This window comes from Pseudomonas sp. yb_9 (assembly GCF_043103635.1).
GTDB lineage: Bacteria > Pseudomonadota > Gammaproteobacteria > Pseudomonadales > Pseudomonadaceae > Aquipseudomonas > Aquipseudomonas monteilii.
On record NZ_JBICKA010000029.1, the window covers coordinates 89,211 to 104,222 of the forward strand.

General features: G+C 61.5%; 11 protein-coding genes. 5 read left to right on the forward strand and 6 right to left on the reverse strand.

From position 1 onward, the window contains the following. Positions 1–14: 14 nt before the first annotated feature. Both rluB and ACF8MI_RS08025 read left to right on the forward strand, forming a co-directional pair. Complete coding sequence (rluB, locus tag ACF8MI_RS08020; protein WP_104834192.1) at positions 15–1,082, forward strand: 23S rRNA pseudouridine(2605) synthase RluB; 1,068 nt, start codon at positions 15–17, stop codon at positions 1,080–1,082. Between the two features lie 645 nt (positions 1,083–1,727). Beyond that, positions 1,728–3,146 carry an amino acid permease gene (locus tag ACF8MI_RS08025; protein ID WP_164524918.1) on the forward strand — a complete coding sequence of 473 codons (1,419 nt, stop codon included), beginning with the start codon at positions 1,728–1,730 and terminating at the stop codon, positions 3,144–3,146. 95 nt (positions 3,147–3,241) lie between these two features. Here ACF8MI_RS08025 and ACF8MI_RS08030 read toward each other — a convergent pair whose 3' ends face one another. Further along, positions 3,242–4,126 (reverse strand): LysR substrate-binding domain-containing protein, encoded by an 885-nt coding sequence (locus ACF8MI_RS08030; RefSeq protein WP_060500670.1) that lies wholly within the window; start codon positions 4,124–4,126, stop codon positions 3,242–3,244. A 152-nt stretch (positions 4,127–4,278) separates the two neighbouring features. Between ACF8MI_RS08030 and ACF8MI_RS08035 the strand changes: the two genes are divergently transcribed. Beyond that, positions 4,279–7,299, forward strand: a complete 3,021-nt coding sequence (locus tag ACF8MI_RS08035) for an FAD-binding and (Fe-S)-binding domain-containing protein (protein WP_060500671.1) — start codon at positions 4,279–4,281, stop codon at positions 7,297–7,299. A 39-nt stretch (positions 7,300–7,338) separates the two neighbouring features. Here ACF8MI_RS08035 and ACF8MI_RS08040 read toward each other — a convergent pair whose 3' ends face one another. The 4 genes from ACF8MI_RS08040 to phhA all read right to left on the reverse strand — a co-directional run bounded on the left by ACF8MI_RS08040 (position 7,339) and on the right by phhA (position 10,120). Beyond that, the gene (locus tag ACF8MI_RS08040) at positions 7,339–8,526 is read right to left on the reverse strand and encodes an MFS transporter (RefSeq protein ID WP_060500673.1); all 1,188 of its coding nucleotides are present in this window, start codon (positions 8,524–8,526) and stop codon (positions 7,339–7,341) included. A 91-nt stretch (positions 8,527–8,617) separates the two neighbouring features. Beyond that, positions 8,618–8,746, reverse strand: coding sequence for a hypothetical protein (locus tag ACF8MI_RS08045; protein WP_003254533.1), 129 nt, complete (start codon positions 8,744–8,746; stop codon positions 8,618–8,620). Positions 8,747–8,936: 190 nt separating this feature from the next. Beyond that, entirely contained in the window at positions 8,937–9,293 is a 357-nt protein-coding gene (locus ACF8MI_RS08050) for a 4a-hydroxytetrahydrobiopterin dehydratase (protein ID WP_060500675.1), read from the reverse strand. A 38-nt stretch (positions 9,294–9,331) separates the two neighbouring features. Beyond that, a complete protein-coding gene (gene phhA / locus ACF8MI_RS08055) occupies positions 9,332–10,120 on the reverse strand; it encodes a phenylalanine 4-monooxygenase (RefSeq protein ID WP_025753872.1) in 789 nt (262 codons plus the stop codon). A gap of 255 nt (positions 10,121–10,375) precedes the next feature. On the opposite strand from phhA, the gene ACF8MI_RS08060 reads away from it, so the two are divergent. After that, the gene (locus ACF8MI_RS08060; protein WP_060500677.1) at positions 10,376–11,935 is read left to right on the forward strand and encodes a sigma-54-dependent transcriptional regulator; all 1,560 of its coding nucleotides are present in this window, start codon (positions 10,376–10,378) and stop codon (positions 11,933–11,935) included. Positions 11,936–11,988: 53 nt separating this feature from the next. Here the strand turns inward: ACF8MI_RS08060 and ACF8MI_RS08065 are convergent, their stop codons facing one another. Next, a complete protein-coding gene (locus ACF8MI_RS08065; RefSeq protein ID WP_003260110.1) occupies positions 11,989–12,243 on the reverse strand; it encodes a DUF2790 domain-containing protein in 255 nt (84 codons plus the stop codon). Positions 12,244–12,641: 398 nt separating this feature from the next. Here ACF8MI_RS08065 and acs point away from each other — a divergent pair, with 398 nt between their 5' ends. Further along, positions 12,642–14,603, forward strand: coding sequence for an acetate--CoA ligase (gene acs, locus ACF8MI_RS08070; RefSeq protein WP_060500681.1), 1,962 nt, complete (start codon positions 12,642–12,644; stop codon positions 14,601–14,603). Positions 14,604–15,012: the final 409 nt, after the last annotated feature.

Consider the following 15,012-nt stretch of genomic DNA (forward strand, 5'->3'; position numbering starts at 1 on the left):
CGGGAGGTGCCCAGATGAGTGAGCAAGACCTGCAAGATACCGAAATCACCCCGCCATCCGGCGAAAAGCTGCAAAAAGTGCTGGCACGCATTGGCGTGGGTTCGCGCCGTGACGTCGAAGCCTGGATCAGCCAGGGCCGCATCAAGGTCAACGGCGTCGAGGCCACCCTTGGCCAGCGCGTCGACCTGCACGACGCCATTGCCGTAGACGGCAAGCTGATCAAGCGTGAGGAGGCCGCCGAGGCCACTCGCCGGGTGATCATGTACAACAAGCCCGATGGCGAAATCTGCACCCGTGACGACCCGGAAGGCCGCCCGACCGTGTTCGACCGCCTGCCACGGCCAAAAGAAGGCCGCTGGATCAACATCGGCCGCCTCGACATCAACACCACTGGCCTGTTGCTGTTCACCACCGACGGTGAACTGGCCAACCGCCTGATGCACCCGTCCTACGAGATGGACCGTGAGTACGCGGTACGTGTGCGCGGTGAAGTCGATGACGAAATGATCGAACGGCTGAAAGCCGGCGTGATGCTGGAAGACGGCCCGGCCAAGTTCACCGACATCCAGAAGGCACCGGGTGGCGAAGGCTTCAACCATTGGTACCACTGTGTGGTGATGGAAGGCCGTAACCGTGAGGTACGTCGCCTGTGGGAATCCCAGGGCATGGTGGTCAGCCGCCTGAAGCGCGTGCGTTTCGGCCCGGTGTTCCTCAACTCCGACCTGCCGATGGGCCGCTGGCGTGAAATGACCCAGGGCGAAATCGACATCCTGGCCGCGGAAGTCGGCCTGCAGCCGGTTGCGCTGCCTGCCATGAAGCTCAAGGCCAAGGACAAGATGGAGCGCCTGCAGCGCAAATCGACCCGCCCGCTGGGCCGTGGCGAGCGTGTGCGCAACCTGCGCCCGGCCCACGAAGGTGCCGCGACCAGTGAACGGCCGGCGCGTCAGCCGCGTGAAGAGGCCCCGCGTAAAAACACCCGAGGCAGCACGGTGGCCGAGCGCCCGAGCGAAATGCGCAAGCGCCCGAGCAAGCCTGAAGGTGACAAGCCGGCAGGCCGTGGTCGCGGTAAACCGCGTGGCTGATTGGCCCGCGTGGTGATGAGAAACCAGCCTTCGGGCTGGTTTTTTTATGCCTGTGAGAAATTGGGGCTGCAAAGCGGCCCCAAGATATTGAACAAAAAGAATTTTTCTGACGACTGGCAAGTTCTTGAACCGGCCTGTAAAGAAAACTGTACAAATATGGCCGGTTTCAGCCCTGATTCCAGATTTAACCCAATCGTGTAAACAAACCTTGCCGTCACCGATGTGCCAAACCCGCCACCTCCACCTTGCCCTCCCTTGCCCAAACCCCCGTCCCCACGGTGTTATAGCCGCCATTGCCGTGTGCAAGAGCCTGTCCACAGAGCCTGGCTGACAAAACAACAAATGGAGGCGCCATGTACGCCGATCACTCCGCCTTTGAAGGCCCATACCACAGGATCGCTGCGTTTTTTCCGGATGGAAGAGCGCAACGCGTTGACGCCTGCGCGCTTGCAGGGGTATACAGTGCGCCGCGTTTTACCTGTGACCCTTTTGCGTACCGCGCACTCTTGATCACGCCGGGTTGACCCGCTTCGGCGGCACCTAATGTCAAGAAACCCAAGGTAACCACCTTGCCCATTCCGCTGCGCCACGAGCGCGGTGGGTCCGATTCCGTCACAGATAAAAACAATGCAGGTGACTTCGTTCATGAGTGGACAAAACATGCATTCAGGCGAGCTCAAGCGGGGCCTGAAGAACCGCCATATCCAGTTGATCGCCCTGGGGGGGGCAATTGGTACCGGCCTGTTCCTTGGCTCGGCAGGCGTGATGAAATCCGCCGGCCCGTCGATGATCCTTGGCTACGCCATCTGCGGCTTCATCGCCTTCATGATCATGCGCCAGCTTGGCGAGATGATTGTCGAAGAGCCGGTGGCCGGCTCGTTCAGCCACTTCGCCCACACCTACTGGGGCGGCTTCGCCGGCTTCCTGTCGGGCTGGAACTGCTGGGTGCTGTACATCCTGGTGGGCATGTCGGAGCTTTCTGCAGTTGGCAAGTATGTCCACTACTGGTGGCCGGAAATCCCGACCTGGGTCACGGCAGCGGCGTTCTTCGTGTTGATCAACGCCATCAACCTGATGAACGTGAAGTTCTTCGGTGAAGCCGAATTCTGGTTTGCCATCATCAAGGTCGTGGCCATCGTCAGCATGATCGGCCTGGGTGCCTACCTGCTCACCAGCGGCAGCGGCGGGCCGGATGCCACCATCGCCAACCTGTGGTCCCATGGCGGCTTCTTCCCGAACGGTGTCAGCGGGCTGGTGATGGCCCTGGCGTTCATCATGTTCTCGTTCGGTGGCCTGGAAATGCTCGGTTTCACTGCTGCCGAAGCCGACAAGCCGAAGACCGTGATCCCTAAGGCGATCAACCAGGTCATCTGGCGTATCCTGATTTTCTACGTAGGCGCCTTGGTGGTATTGCTGTCGTTGACGCCATGGGACAACCTGGTCGCCAGCATCGATGCCTCGGGTGGCAGCTATGGCAGCAGCCCGTTCGTGCAAGTGTTTTCGCTGCTGGGCAGTGACGTTGCTGCCCACTTGCTGAACTTCGTGGTCCTGACAGCCGCACTGTCGGTGTACAACAGCGGCACCTACTGCAACGCGCGCATGCTGCTGGGCATGGCCGAACAGGGCGATGCCCCGGCGTCGCTGGCCAAGGTCGACAAGCGTGGCGTGCCTGTGCGTTCGATCCTGGCGTCGGCTGCCGTTACCTTCGTGGCCGTACTGCTTAACTACCTGATGCCGCAGAATGCCCTGGAGCTGCTGATGTCGCTGGTGGTGGCTACCCTGGTGATCAACTGGGCGATGATCAGCTATTCGCACCTGAAGTTCCGCCAGCACCTGGACCGTACCGGTCAGAAACCGCTGTTCAAGGCGCTGTGGTACCCGTACGGCAACTACATCGTGCTGGCCTTCGTGGTGCTGATCCTCGGTATCATGCTGATGATTCCGGGTATTCAGGTTTCGGTGTACGTCATGCCGGTTTGGCTGTTGGGGATGTTTGTGGTCTACATGGTCAAGCCACGCCGCCGGGTGAACGCCGGTGGGGCTGCGGGTCATGTAGCCAAGTAAGTGACTTAAAGCAGTATGAAGAAACCCGAAGGCAGGTGACTGGCTTCGGGTTTTTTGTTGCCTGTGCCGGCCTCTTCGCAAGCACAGGCAACAATTCAGATCTGCTCCAGCAACCACCCCCTGAATGCCCGCAACGACGGCAAGGCCTCATTCCTGGGCGGGTAGATCAGGTAATAACTACGCTGGCTGGCAAACGCCACCCCCGGGCTGTACAGCTCACCCTTGGCCAGTTCTTCCTCCACCAGTATGCGCGGCACCAGCCCGATACCAATCCCGGCCCGCACCGCCTGGATCAGGTGCGAGGTCAGCTCGAAGCTCGGCCCCAAGCGCATTGCCCGGTGCGGCAGGCCATGGTGCGAGAACCATTCGCCCCAGGCATGCGGGTTGTTGGCTACATTCAACAGCACCTCTTCACTGATCCGTGCGGGGCTCCAGCCCTGGCTGTCGGCCCCGGCCTCCGGTGGCAGGATCACCACCAGTTCCTCGGCATGCAGGCGATGGCAGATCAGCCCCGGCAGGTCGTGGCTGGCCACGCCGATGGCGGCGTCGATTTCGCTGGTGTCGAAGTTGATGGCTTCGATACGTGAATGAATGTGCACCAGCATGCCCGGGTAGGCGCTGTAGAACGCATGCAGCCGTGGCAGCAGCCATTTCGAGCCGAACGTTGGCAGGGTGGCCAGGCGCAAGGTGCCGACCCCCGACTGATACGCCAGCGCCTGCAAGGTGGCACTGCGGATGCGCCCCAGCGCCTCGCTGAGCTCGCGCTGGTACAGGCGACCGACATCCGTCAGCTGTACCTGGCGGCCTTCGCGCCGGAACAAGGTGAGGCCCAGTTGCTGTTCCAGCGCCTGCACCTGGCGGCTGACCGCGCTTTGCGTCAGCGACAGTTCGGCGGCGGCGCGGGTGTAGCTTTCATGCCGGGCGGCGGCCTCGAATGCCAGCAGCAGCGACATGGACGGTGTCAGGTGGCGGTAATTCATTCATAAAAGTCATTGATAGCGGCAGGATTATCCGTTTGCCCCTGAAGCGAAACTACAGGAACATTGGCCTATACGTCATCCCTGCATGCATCAACCCATGCCGGAGCGACAGGAATCCCGTGAATTAGCCAATATCAAGAGGCCATCCTTCGATGATCGCCCAGCTGCCGACCGTTGCACCGAGCGCCAACTACCCCGAATTCCTCGAAGCCCTGCGCAGCAGCGGCTTCCGTGGCCAGATCAGTGCCGACTACGGCACCCGCACGGTGTTGGCCACCGACAACTCGATTTACCAGCGCTTGCCCCAGGCCGCAGTGTTCCCGCTGGACGCCGACGATGTGGCGCGGGTTGCCACCCTGATGGGCGAGGCGCGGTTCCAGGGCGTCAAGCTGACCCCGCGCGGCGGTGGCACCGGCACCAATGGCCAGTCGCTGACCGACGGCATCGTCGTCGACCTGTCGCGCCATATGAACAAGATCCTCGAAATCAACGTCGAGGAACGTTGGGTACGGGTGCAGGCCGGTACGGTCAAGGACCAGCTCAATGCCGCGCTCAAGCCGCACGGGCTGTTCTTCGCCCCTGAGCTGTCCACCTCCAACCGTGCCACTGTCGGCGGCATGATCAACACCGACGCTAGTGGGCAAGGCAGCTGCACCTACGGCAAAACCCGTGACCATGTGCTGGAGCTGCACAGCGTGCTGCTCGGCGGCGAGCGCCTGCACAGCCTGCCAATCGACGACGCCGCGCTGGAACAGGCCTGTGCCGCGCCCGGCCGGGTCGGCGAGGTGTACCGCATGGCCCGGGAGATCCAGGAAACCCAGGCCGAACTGATCGAAACCACCTTCCCCAAGCTGAACCGCTGCCTCACCGGCTATGACCTGGCGCACCTGCGCGACGAGCAGGGCCGCTTCAACCTCAACAGTGTGCTGTGCGGTGCCGAAGGTTCGCTGGGCTATGTGGTGGAGGCCAAGCTCAACGTGCTGCCGATCCCCAAATATGCGGTGCTGGTGAACGTGCGCTACACCAGTTTCATGGATGCCCTGCGTGATGCCAATGCGCTGATGGCGCACAAGCCGCTGTCGATCGAGACCGTCGACTCCAAGGTGCTGATGCTGGCGATGAAGGACATCGTCTGGCACAGTGTTGCCGAATACTTCCCGGCCGACCCCGACCGCTCGACCCTGGGTATCAACCTGGTGGAGTTCTGCGGCGATGAGCCGTCTGAAGTCAACGCCCGGGTGCAAGCCTTCGTCGAGCACTTGCAGGCGGATACCAGTGTCGAGCGCCTGGGGCATACACTGGCTGAAGGCGCCGAGGCGGTGACCCGCGTCTACGTGATGCGCAAGCGTTCGGTGGGCTTGCTGGGTAACGTCGAGGGTGAGGTACGTCCGCAGCCGTTCGTGGAAGACACGGCGGTACCGCCAGAGCAACTGGCCGACTACATCGCCGACTTCCGCGCCCTGCTGGACGGTTACGGCCTGGCCTACGGCATGTTCGGCCACGTCGATGCTGGTGTACTGCACGTGCGCCCGGCCCTGGACATGAAGGACCCGGCCCAGGCCGCGCTGGTGAAGCCGATTTCCGACGCCGTGGCCGCGCTGACCAAAAGCTATGGCGGCCTGCTGTGGGGCGAGCACGGCAAAGGCCTGCGTTCGGAATACGTGCCGGAGTACTTCGGTGCGCTGTACCCGGCGCTGCAGCGCCTGAAAGGTGCCTTCGACCCACACAACCAGCTCAACCCCGGCAAGATCTGCACACCGCTGGGCAGTGCCGAGGGCCTGACCCCGGTCGATGGCGTAACCCTGCGCGGCGACCTTGACCGCACCATCGATGAGCGTGTGTGGCAGGACTTCCCCAGTGCCGTGCATTGCAACGGCAACGGCGCCTGCTACAACTACGACCCCAACGACGCCATGTGCCCGTCGTGGAAGGCCACCCGTGAACGCCAGCATTCGCCCAAGGGTCGCGCCTCGCTGATGCGCGAGTGGCTGCGCCTGCAGGGCGAAGCGAACATCGACGTGTTGGCCGCAGCCCGCAACCAGGTGTCGTGGCTCAAGGGCCTGCCGGCACGCCTGCGCAACAACCGCGCGCGCAGCCAGGGGCAGGAAGACTTCTCCCACGAAGTATACGACGCCATGGCCGGTTGCCTGGCGTGCAAGTCGTGCGCCGGGCAGTGCCCGATCAAGGTCAACGTGCCGGACTTCCGTTCGCGCTTCCTTGAGCTGTACCACGGCCGCTATCAGCGCCCGCTGCGTGACTACCTGATCGGCTCGCTGGAGTTCACCATCCCGTACCTGGCCCATGCGCCGGGCCTGTACAACGCGGTCATGGGCTCGAAGTGGGTCAGCAAGCTGCTGTCCGACAACATTGGCATGGTCGACAGCCCGTTGATCAGCCGCTTCAACTTCCAGGCCACGCTGACCCGTTGCCGTGTCGGCGTGGCCAGCGTGCCGGCCCTGCGTGAACTGACCCCGGCCCAGCGCGAGCGCAGCATCGTGTTGGTGCAGGATGCGTTCACCCGTTACTTCGAGACCCCGCTGCTCTCAGCCTTCATCGACCTGGCCCACCGCCTGGGCCACCGGGTATTCCTGGCGCCTTACAGTGCCAACGGCAAGCCTTTGCATGTACAGGGCTTCCTGGGGGCGTTCGCCAAGGCGGCGATCCGTAACGCTACCCAGCTCAAGGCCCTGGCTGACTGTGGCGTGCCTCTGGTGGGGCTGGACCCGGCGATGACCCTGGTGTACCGCCAGGAGTACCAGAAAGTGCCGGGGCTGGACGGTTGCCCGAAGGTGCTGTTGCCGCAGGAATGGTTGATGGACGTGCTGCCTGAGCAGGCACCGACCGCACCGGGCAACTTCCGCCTGATGGCGCACTGCACCGAGAAGACCAACGTGCCGGCCAGTACCAAGCAGTGGGAGCAGGTGTTTGCCCGCCTAGGCCTGAAGCTGGTGACCGAGGCGACGGGTTGCTGCGGTATGTCGGGGACCTACGGCCACGAGGCGCGTAACCAAGCGACTTCGCGGACCATCTTCGAGCAAAGCTGGGCAACCAAGCTGGACAAGGAAGGAGAGCCGCTGGCGACCGGTTACTCGTGCCGCAGCCAGGTCAAGCGCATGACCGAGCGCAAGATGCGCCACCCGCTGGAAGTGGTGTTGCAGTACGCCCAGCGCTAACGTTCAGGGCTTCGGGGGCTGCCAGGCAGCCCCCAGCCTTCAATGATCTCGATGCCGCCGCACCTGCCTGTACAGATACAGGCTCAACACCAGCCCACAACCCGCCGCACCCGCCGCAAACAGAAACATCGAAGCAAACCCGAACCCCGCCGCCACCGCGCCCACCAGTGGCCCGGTCACCCCCAGTGACAAATCAATGAACAGCGAATACGCCCCCACCGCCGCGCCGCGGTTGGCCGCCGACACCTGATTCACCGCCTCCACACCCAGCGCCGGGAACACCAGCGAGAAGCCAAACCCGCTAAGCGCTGCCCCTGCCAAGGCCAGCTCGGCGCTGGGCGCCAGCCACAGCATCAACAACCCCAGTGTTTCAACCGACAGGCAGGCAATTGCCACCCGGAACCCGCCAATGCGGTTGATCAGGTTGCCAAACAGCAGCCGCGCACTGATGAAGCTGGCGCCGAACAGGGTCAAGGTCAGCGCGGCATTGGTCCAGCCACGGCTGGCGTAGTACAAGGTGATGAACGTGGCGATGGTGCCAAAGCCGATCGAGCCCAAGGCCAGCCCCGAACCATGCGGGAACACCTTGCCCAGCACGCGCAGGAACGGCAGGCGTACGCCACTGACGATAGGGGCGGCCTGTTTCGGCCAGGCCAGCAGCAGGCCGAGTATGCACAGCAGGATAATGCTGACGCCCATGCTCCACAGCCCCAGGCTCTTGACCATCAGCACGCCCAGCGGTGCACCGACGGCCAGTGCGCCATAGCTGGCGATGCCGTTCCAGGAGATGACCTTGGCGGTGTTTTCAGCGCCCACCCGGCCGATGCCCCAGCCAATCGCGCCCGCACCTACCAGGCTTTCGGCGCTGCCCAGTGCTAGCCGGCCGACCAGCAGGCAAGTCAGGCTCAGCCAGGGCAGATGGGTGAGGAAGGCGCAGGCGAGCATGAACACCCCGCTAAGCCCGCAGCCTACAAGGCCATACATGACCGCCTTCTTGCTGCCGTGGTTGTCGATGATGCGGCTGGCAGTAGGGCGGCTGAGCAGCGTGGCGAGGTACTGCACGCTGATCACAAGGCCCGCGACCACGGCGCTGAAGCCGAGGTCGTTGTGCACATAGCCGGGCAACACGGCTAGCGGGATGCCGATGTTGAGGTAGCCGATGAAGGTGAAGAGGACGATAGAGACGACTTGCAGGGTGACCGCAAGGGGGCGCGGTGAGTCGGGCATGGGGCCTACACAGGTTCTGGACAGTGTGAAAACGTGATGACGGGGGTAGCCCGCAGGTCAGCCGTTTTCACACTGTTGGAGGTTGCGCGATTTATTCCTGGTCAGCGCTGGATTGATCGTCACCATCCTGCTCGGCGGCAGCTGCCGGTTCGGCGTGAACGGTCACGGATGGCTCTTCTGGGTTCAGGCTTGGGAAGGGAAGATTCGGGATTTCGTGCATCTCGTCGTTCCTCGCAAGTGTGAGTGAAAAGTCTGCGCCAGGCGCGGTTGAAGCTTCGCAAAGCTGGGGCAGGATACACAAGTCTGGATGACAGTTTGGTTTTTTTACCGTTCGTTTGTCGGTTTCGCGGGCGAACAGCGCACAGGCTTCATAAAAAAACGGGGCCGATTGCGGCCCCGTTTTTCAGCGATTACTTACGGCCTTCGGCCGTTTCCGCCACTTTGTCAGTCCGTGCGCACATGATGAAGTCATTGCGGTGCAGGCCTTTGATCGAGTGGCTCCACCAAGTCACGGTAACCTTGCCCCACTCGGTCAGCAGCCCGGGGTGGTGGCCTTCGGTCTCGGCGATTTCGCCTACGGCGTTGGTGAACGCCAGGGCGTGCTTGAAGTTCTTGAACAGGAACACGCGTTCCAGCTCCATATGGCCGTCACGTACTTCGATGTTCCAGTCCGGGATTTCGCGAATCAGCTCCGCCAGCTCTTCGTCGGTGACTTTTGGCGCGTCGGCGCGGCAGGCTTCGCAATGGGCTTGGTTCAAGGCATTCATGGGTGTTTTCCAGTTCGAGTTGTTATCGGCAAGGTCGCTCAGGCAGCGACCTTGGGTGGAAACTTCGGTGCGTGCAGGCCCAGCTGCATGGCCTTGTGGACCATGCCCATGATGTCTTCGTGGGCCAGGTCGAACAGGCACTTCATGTTCGGCAGCACGAAATACAGCGGCTGCAGGATGTCGATACGGTACGGGGTACGCATGGCTTCGATCGGGTCGAAGGCCTGGTGTTCAGGCTCGCCAGACAAACTGTAGACGGTCTCTTTCGGTGACGAGAGGATGCCGCCGCCATAGATCTTGCGGCCTTGGGCGGTTTCCATCAGGCCAAACTCGATGGTCATCCAGTACAGGCGTGCCAGGTACACGCGTTGTTCCTTGGTTGCCGCCAGGCCGAGCTTGCCGTAGGTGTGGGTGAATTCGGCGAACCATGGGTTGGTCAGCAGTGGGCAGTGCCCGAAGATCTCGTGGAAGATGTCGGGCTCTTGCAGGTAGTCCAGCTCTTCCGGGGTGCGGATGAACGTGGCGACCGGGAAGCGTTTGCTGGCCAGCAATTCGAAGAAGGTCTGGAAGGGAATCAGCGCCGGAACCCGGGCAACCTGCCAGCCGGTGGTGGCACCCAGCACCTTGTTGATCTCGCCCAGTTGCGGGATACGGTCATGGGGCAGCTTGAGCTGGTCGATGCCGTCCAGGTATTCCTGGCACGCGCGGCCTTCGATCACTTTCAGCTGACGGGTGATCAGGGTGTTCCATACCGCATGCTCTTGCTGCGGGTAATCGATAAAACCATGCGCATCGGGCTCGCGTGCCACGTAGTGCGTCTGTTTCATGAGGCTCTCCTGGTGAGGGCTTTTCTTGTTATGTGCAGGACATGCCTAAGGAATATCCCTTCACTGCCCGTTTTGCACGGGTGCAAGCCGCTGCCGCGCCAGCGGGTGAGGTGGATTTCGTAACGATAATTTTACAAAAGAGCCTGGGTGTCGGAAAATTCGGGGCATACGGCTGATGGTTTCACTGTTTTTGTCAGCTTATCTTTACGACTTTTCCGCGCGATGTTGAAAAACATTGGCGCCTCGAGAGCCCTCATGCGTATCAAAGTGCACTGCCAGAACCGCATTGGCATCCTGCGCGACATCCTCAACCTGCTGGTGGAGTACGGCATCAACGTGCTGCGGGGCGAGGTGGGCGGTGACCATGGCAATGCCATCTACCTGCACTGCCCGAACCTGATCAACCTGCAGTTCCAGGCCTTGCGGCCGAAGTTCGAGGCAATTGCCGGGGTATTTGGCGTCAAGCGCGTGGGCCTGATGCCCAGCGAACGCCGGCACATGGAGCTGAACGCCTTGCTCGGGGCGCTGGACTTCCCGGTGCTGTCGATCGACATGGGCGGCAGCATCGTCGCCGCCAACCGCACGGCAGCGCAGTTGCTGGGGGTGCGCGTGGATGAGGTGCCGGGCATGCCGCTGGCGCGCTATGTGGAAGACTTCGATCTGCCGGAGTTGGTGCGGGCCAACAAGTCGCGCATCAATGGCCTGCGTATCAAGGTCAAAGGTGATGTGTTCCTGGCGGATATCGCACCGCTGCAGTCCGAGCACGATGACAGCGAGGCGTTGGCTGGCGCCGTGCTCACCCTGCACCGTGCCGACCGCATTGGCGAACGCATCTACAACGTGCGCAAGCAGGAACTGCGAGGCTTCGATAGCATCTTCCAAAGCTCGCGGGTGATGGCCGCCGTGGTGCGCGAGGCCCGCCGCATGGCGCCGCTGGATGCGCCGCTGCTGATCGAGGGTGAGACCGGCACCGGCAAGGAGCTGCTGGCACGCGCCTGCCACCTGGCCAGCCCCCGTGGGCAGTCGCCGCTGATGGCGCTCAATTGCGCCGGCTTGCCCGAGTCGATGGCCGAAACCGAGCTGTTCGGTTACGGCCCCGGGGCATTCGAAGGGGCGCGGGCAGAGGGTAAGCTGGGGCTACTTGAACTGACCGCAGGCGGCACGCTGTTCCTTGACGGGGTAGGGGAGATGAGCCCGCGCCTGCAAGTGAAGTTGCTGCGCTTTTTGCAGGACGGTTGTTTTCGCCGGGTGGGCAGCGATGAAGAGGTGTACCTGGATGTGCGGGTGATCTGCGCGACCCAGGTGGATTTGTCCGAGTTGTGCGCGCGCGGCGAGTTTCGTCAGGACCTTTATCACCGCCTGAACGTGTTGTCGCTGCACATTCCGCCTTTGCGCGAATGCATGGATGGGCTGGAAGGGCTGGTGCAACACTTTCTCGACCAGGCCAGCCGACAAATCGGCTGTGCCATGCCGCGGCTTGCGCCGGCGGCGATGGACAAACTTGGGCAATACCATTGGCCGGGCAATGTAAGGCAGTTGGAAAACGTATTGTTCCAGGCGGTTTCTTTATGTGAAGGCGGCGTGGTTAAAAGCGAGCATATACGTTTGCCGGATTATGGCGCGCGGCAACCGCTGGGTGAGTTTTCGCTGGAGGGTGATCTTTCGCAGATTGTCGGGCGCTTTGAAAAAGCGGTGCTGGAAAGTTTGATGGGGGAGTTTTCGAGTAGCCGGGCTTTAGGGAAAAGGCTGGGCGTTTCGCATACAACAATCGCCAACAAGTTAAGGGACTATTCGCTTGGCAAGTCTGCCGATTAGTTGGGCTTTGCAAAAGGTGAAAGGGGCCCGCAGGGCCCCTGATTCAGAAGGTATCAGCCGTTAGAGCAGCCGTTCCCCATCACGCGATATTCGAGAATGTGCTTCTGGCCCTTGGAGTCCTCGTAGGTCATGCGGGCTGGCACGACTTCGCATACGTTGGGCACTTCGCTCATGGAGATGACGCGGGCAATGTCCAGGTGCTGCGAGTAACTGTACTGTTCAACCGGAATCTGCTCGGCATCTTTGGCTTCGCCGGCCATTGCCGCGCCGCAAAGACTGCCAAGTACCAATACCAGTAAAGCTTTCATTTTCTATTTACCTGTCTAAGGTCGTGAGGGGGCACGCGGCGCTTATGGCGCCGCGAGTATTGCTAGTTTTAACTATCGGGATTAGAGGGAGATTAACGTTTGCCTTCGTGGGGGCTGTTACCAGTTGTTAATCGCCTTGCCGTTGCTGGCGAGGTGAATTTTAGGGTTGTGGCCAAGGCCGAAACAGTGGGTCTTTTGATAAAGTGTTTTGACAGAATCTGTAATAATCCTCTGGTAAAGCCCCCCGTTTTTTCGTGGTCAGGGCTGTAATCCGCGTGCCAGAGCACGTTGGCGGAACGGTCGTACCAAATTACTACCAACGTCGAATGGCTTTTGTCGCTCTGGTACAGTTACAAACGGTTCCATACAAAAACAACTATTACACCGAGGTAACACAGATGAGTGCGGCTCCACTGTATCCCGTTCGTCCCGAGGTTGCGGCCACTACCCTGACCGACGAGGCCACCTACAAGGCCATGTACCAGCAATCGGTGATCAACCCGGACGGCTTCTGGCGCGAGCAGGCCCAGCGAATCGACTGGATCAAGCCGTTCACCAAGGTCAAGCAGACCTCCTTCGACGACCATCACGTCGATATCAAATGGTTCGCCGACGGCACTCTGAACGTTTCCTCCAACTGCCTGGATCGCCACCTTGAAGAGCGCGGCGACCAGCTGGCCATCATCTGGGAAGGCGACGACCCTTCCGAACACCGCAACATCACCTACCGCGAGCTGCACGAGCAGGTGTGCAAGTTCGCCAACGCCCTGCGTGGCCAGGACGTGCACCGGGGTGATGTGGTCACCATCTATATGCCGATGATCCCCGAAGCCGTGGTCGCCATGCTGGCCTGCGCCCGCATCGGTGCGATCCACTCGGTGGTGTTCGGTGGTTTCTCGCCCGAGGCGCTGGCTGGCCGTATCATCGACTGCAAGTCCAAGGTGGTGATCACTGCCGACGAGGGCCTGCGTGGCGGCCGCCGCACCCCGCTCAAGGCCAACGTCGACCTGGCGCTGACCAACCCTGAAACCAACAGCGTGCAGAAGATCATCGTGTGCAAGCGTACCGGTGGCGACATTGCCTGGCACCAGCACCGCGACATCTGGTACGAAGACCTGATGAAAGTGGCCTCCAGCCACTGCGCGCCGAAAGAAATGGGGGCCGAGGAAGCGCTGTTCATCCTCTACACCTCCGGCTCAACCGGCAAGCCGAAAGGTGTGCTGCACACCACCGGCGGTTACCTGGTGTATGCCGCACTGACCCATGAGCGGGTATTCGACTACCGCCCAGGTGAAGTGTACTGGTGCACTGCCGACGTGGGCTGGGTCACCGGCCACAGCTACATCGTGTATGGCCCGCTGGCCAATGGCGCCACTACCCTGCTGTTCGAGGGTGTGCCGAACTATCCTGACATCACCCGCGTGTCGAAGATCGTCGACAAGCACAAGGTCAATATCCTCTATACCGCGCCCACTGCCATCCGCGCGATGATGGCCGAAGGGCAGGCGGCTGTTGAAGGTGCCGACGGCTCCAGCCTGCGCCTGCTCGGCTCGGTGGGCGAGCCGATCAACCCCGAAGCCTGGAACTGGTACTACAAGACCGTGGGCAAGGAGCGTTGCCCGATCGTCGATACCTGGTGGCAGACCGAGACCGGTGGCATCCTGATCAGCCCGCTGCCGGGCGCTACCGGCCTGAAGCCGGGTTCGGCTACCCGTCCGTTCTTCGGGGTGGTGCCAGCGCTGGTGGACAACCTGGGCAACCTGATCGACGGTGCTGCCGAGGGCAACCTGGTGATCCTCGACTCCTGGCCGGGCCAGTCGCGTTCGCTGTTCGGCGACCACGATCGCTTCGTCGACACCTACTTCAAAACCTTCCGTGGCATGTACTTCACCGGTGACGGTGCGCGCCGTGACGAGGATGGCTATTACTGGATCACGGGCCGTGTGGATGACGTGCTCAACGTATCCGGGCACCGCATGGGTACCGCCGAGATCGAAAGTGCCATGGTGGCCCACGCGAAGGTGGCCGAGGCTGCAGTGGTTGGCGTGCCGCACGACATCAAAGGGCAGGGCATCTATGTGTATGTCACCCTCAATGCCGGTATCGAGGCCAGCGAGCAACTGCGCCTGGAACTGAAGAACTGGGTGCGCAAGGAAATCGGCCCGATCGCCTCGCCGGATGTGATCCAGTGGGCACCGGGGCTGCCGAAAACCCGTTCGGGCAAGATCATGCGCCGTATCCTGCGCAAGATTGCCACCGGTGAGTACGATGCGTTGGGCGATATCTCGACCCTGGCCGACCCGGGCGTGGTGCAACACCTGATCGATACCCACAAGGCAATGAGCCTCGCTTCGGCCTGACAGTGAAGCAGGGCTGTGTGAACAGAAAACCCCGCCCGGGCAACCGGGCGGGGTTTTTGCTTGACTGTTACCCGACATTCATCGGTAACTGTTCTGTCACCGGCCTTGCACATGTTCGGGGCGCGAGGAAACAACGCGGACCTGTTTCGGTGCGTTCACGCAGCCATTTTCTTCAACGCGGCACGCTCCACTTGCCGTAGTACAAGGCTTTGCCAATAATAGGCCCAGGAATTGCTAGGTCTATAGGTTCTATTTCTTGTGCCTTCGCATATTTTGCGCTGGTCGTCAATATCGCCCGCAGCGGTTTCAGGCGCTTCTGTAAGTAGTTGTCGCTTTGAAGAAATATCGACTACCGGGCTGTCGCTAAAATGCCACTCACTCGCTCGTGGTCTGCGACCTTGGTCGAACC

Excerpts from the sequence above, each read along its gene's own strand:
- rluB (WP_104834192.1), top strand. The coding sequence starts at position 15 with ATGAGTGAGCAAGACCTGCAAGATACCGAAATCACCCCGCCATCCGGC.
- ACF8MI_RS08025 (WP_164524918.1), top strand. The coding sequence starts at position 1,728 with ATGAGTGGACAAAACATGCATTCAGGCGAGCTCAAGCGGGGCCTGAAG.
- ACF8MI_RS08030 (WP_060500670.1), bottom strand. The coding sequence starts at position 4,126 with ATGAATTACCGCCACCTGACACCGTCCATGTCGCTGCTGCTGGCATTC.
- ACF8MI_RS08035 (WP_060500671.1), top strand. The coding sequence starts at position 4,279 with ATGATCGCCCAGCTGCCGACCGTTGCACCGAGCGCCAACTACCCCGAA.
- ACF8MI_RS08040 (WP_060500673.1), bottom strand. The coding sequence starts at position 8,526 with ATGCCCGACTCACCGCGCCCCCTTGCGGTCACCCTGCAAGTCGTCTCT.
- ACF8MI_RS08045 (WP_003254533.1), bottom strand. The coding sequence starts at position 8,746 with ATGCACGAAATCCCGAATCTTCCCTTCCCAAGCCTGAACCCAGAAGAG.
- ACF8MI_RS08050 (WP_060500675.1), bottom strand. The coding sequence starts at position 9,293 with ATGAATGCCTTGAACCAAGCCCATTGCGAAGCCTGCCGCGCCGACGCG.
- phhA (WP_025753872.1), bottom strand. The coding sequence starts at position 10,120 with ATGAAACAGACGCACTACGTGGCACGCGAGCCCGATGCGCATGGTTTT.
- ACF8MI_RS08060 (WP_060500677.1), top strand. The coding sequence starts at position 10,376 with ATGCGTATCAAAGTGCACTGCCAGAACCGCATTGGCATCCTGCGCGAC.
- ACF8MI_RS08065 (WP_003260110.1), bottom strand. The coding sequence starts at position 12,243 with ATGAAAGCTTTACTGGTATTGGTACTTGGCAGTCTTTGCGGCGCGGCA.
- acs (WP_060500681.1), top strand. The coding sequence starts at position 12,642 with ATGAGTGCGGCTCCACTGTATCCCGTTCGTCCCGAGGTTGCGGCCACT.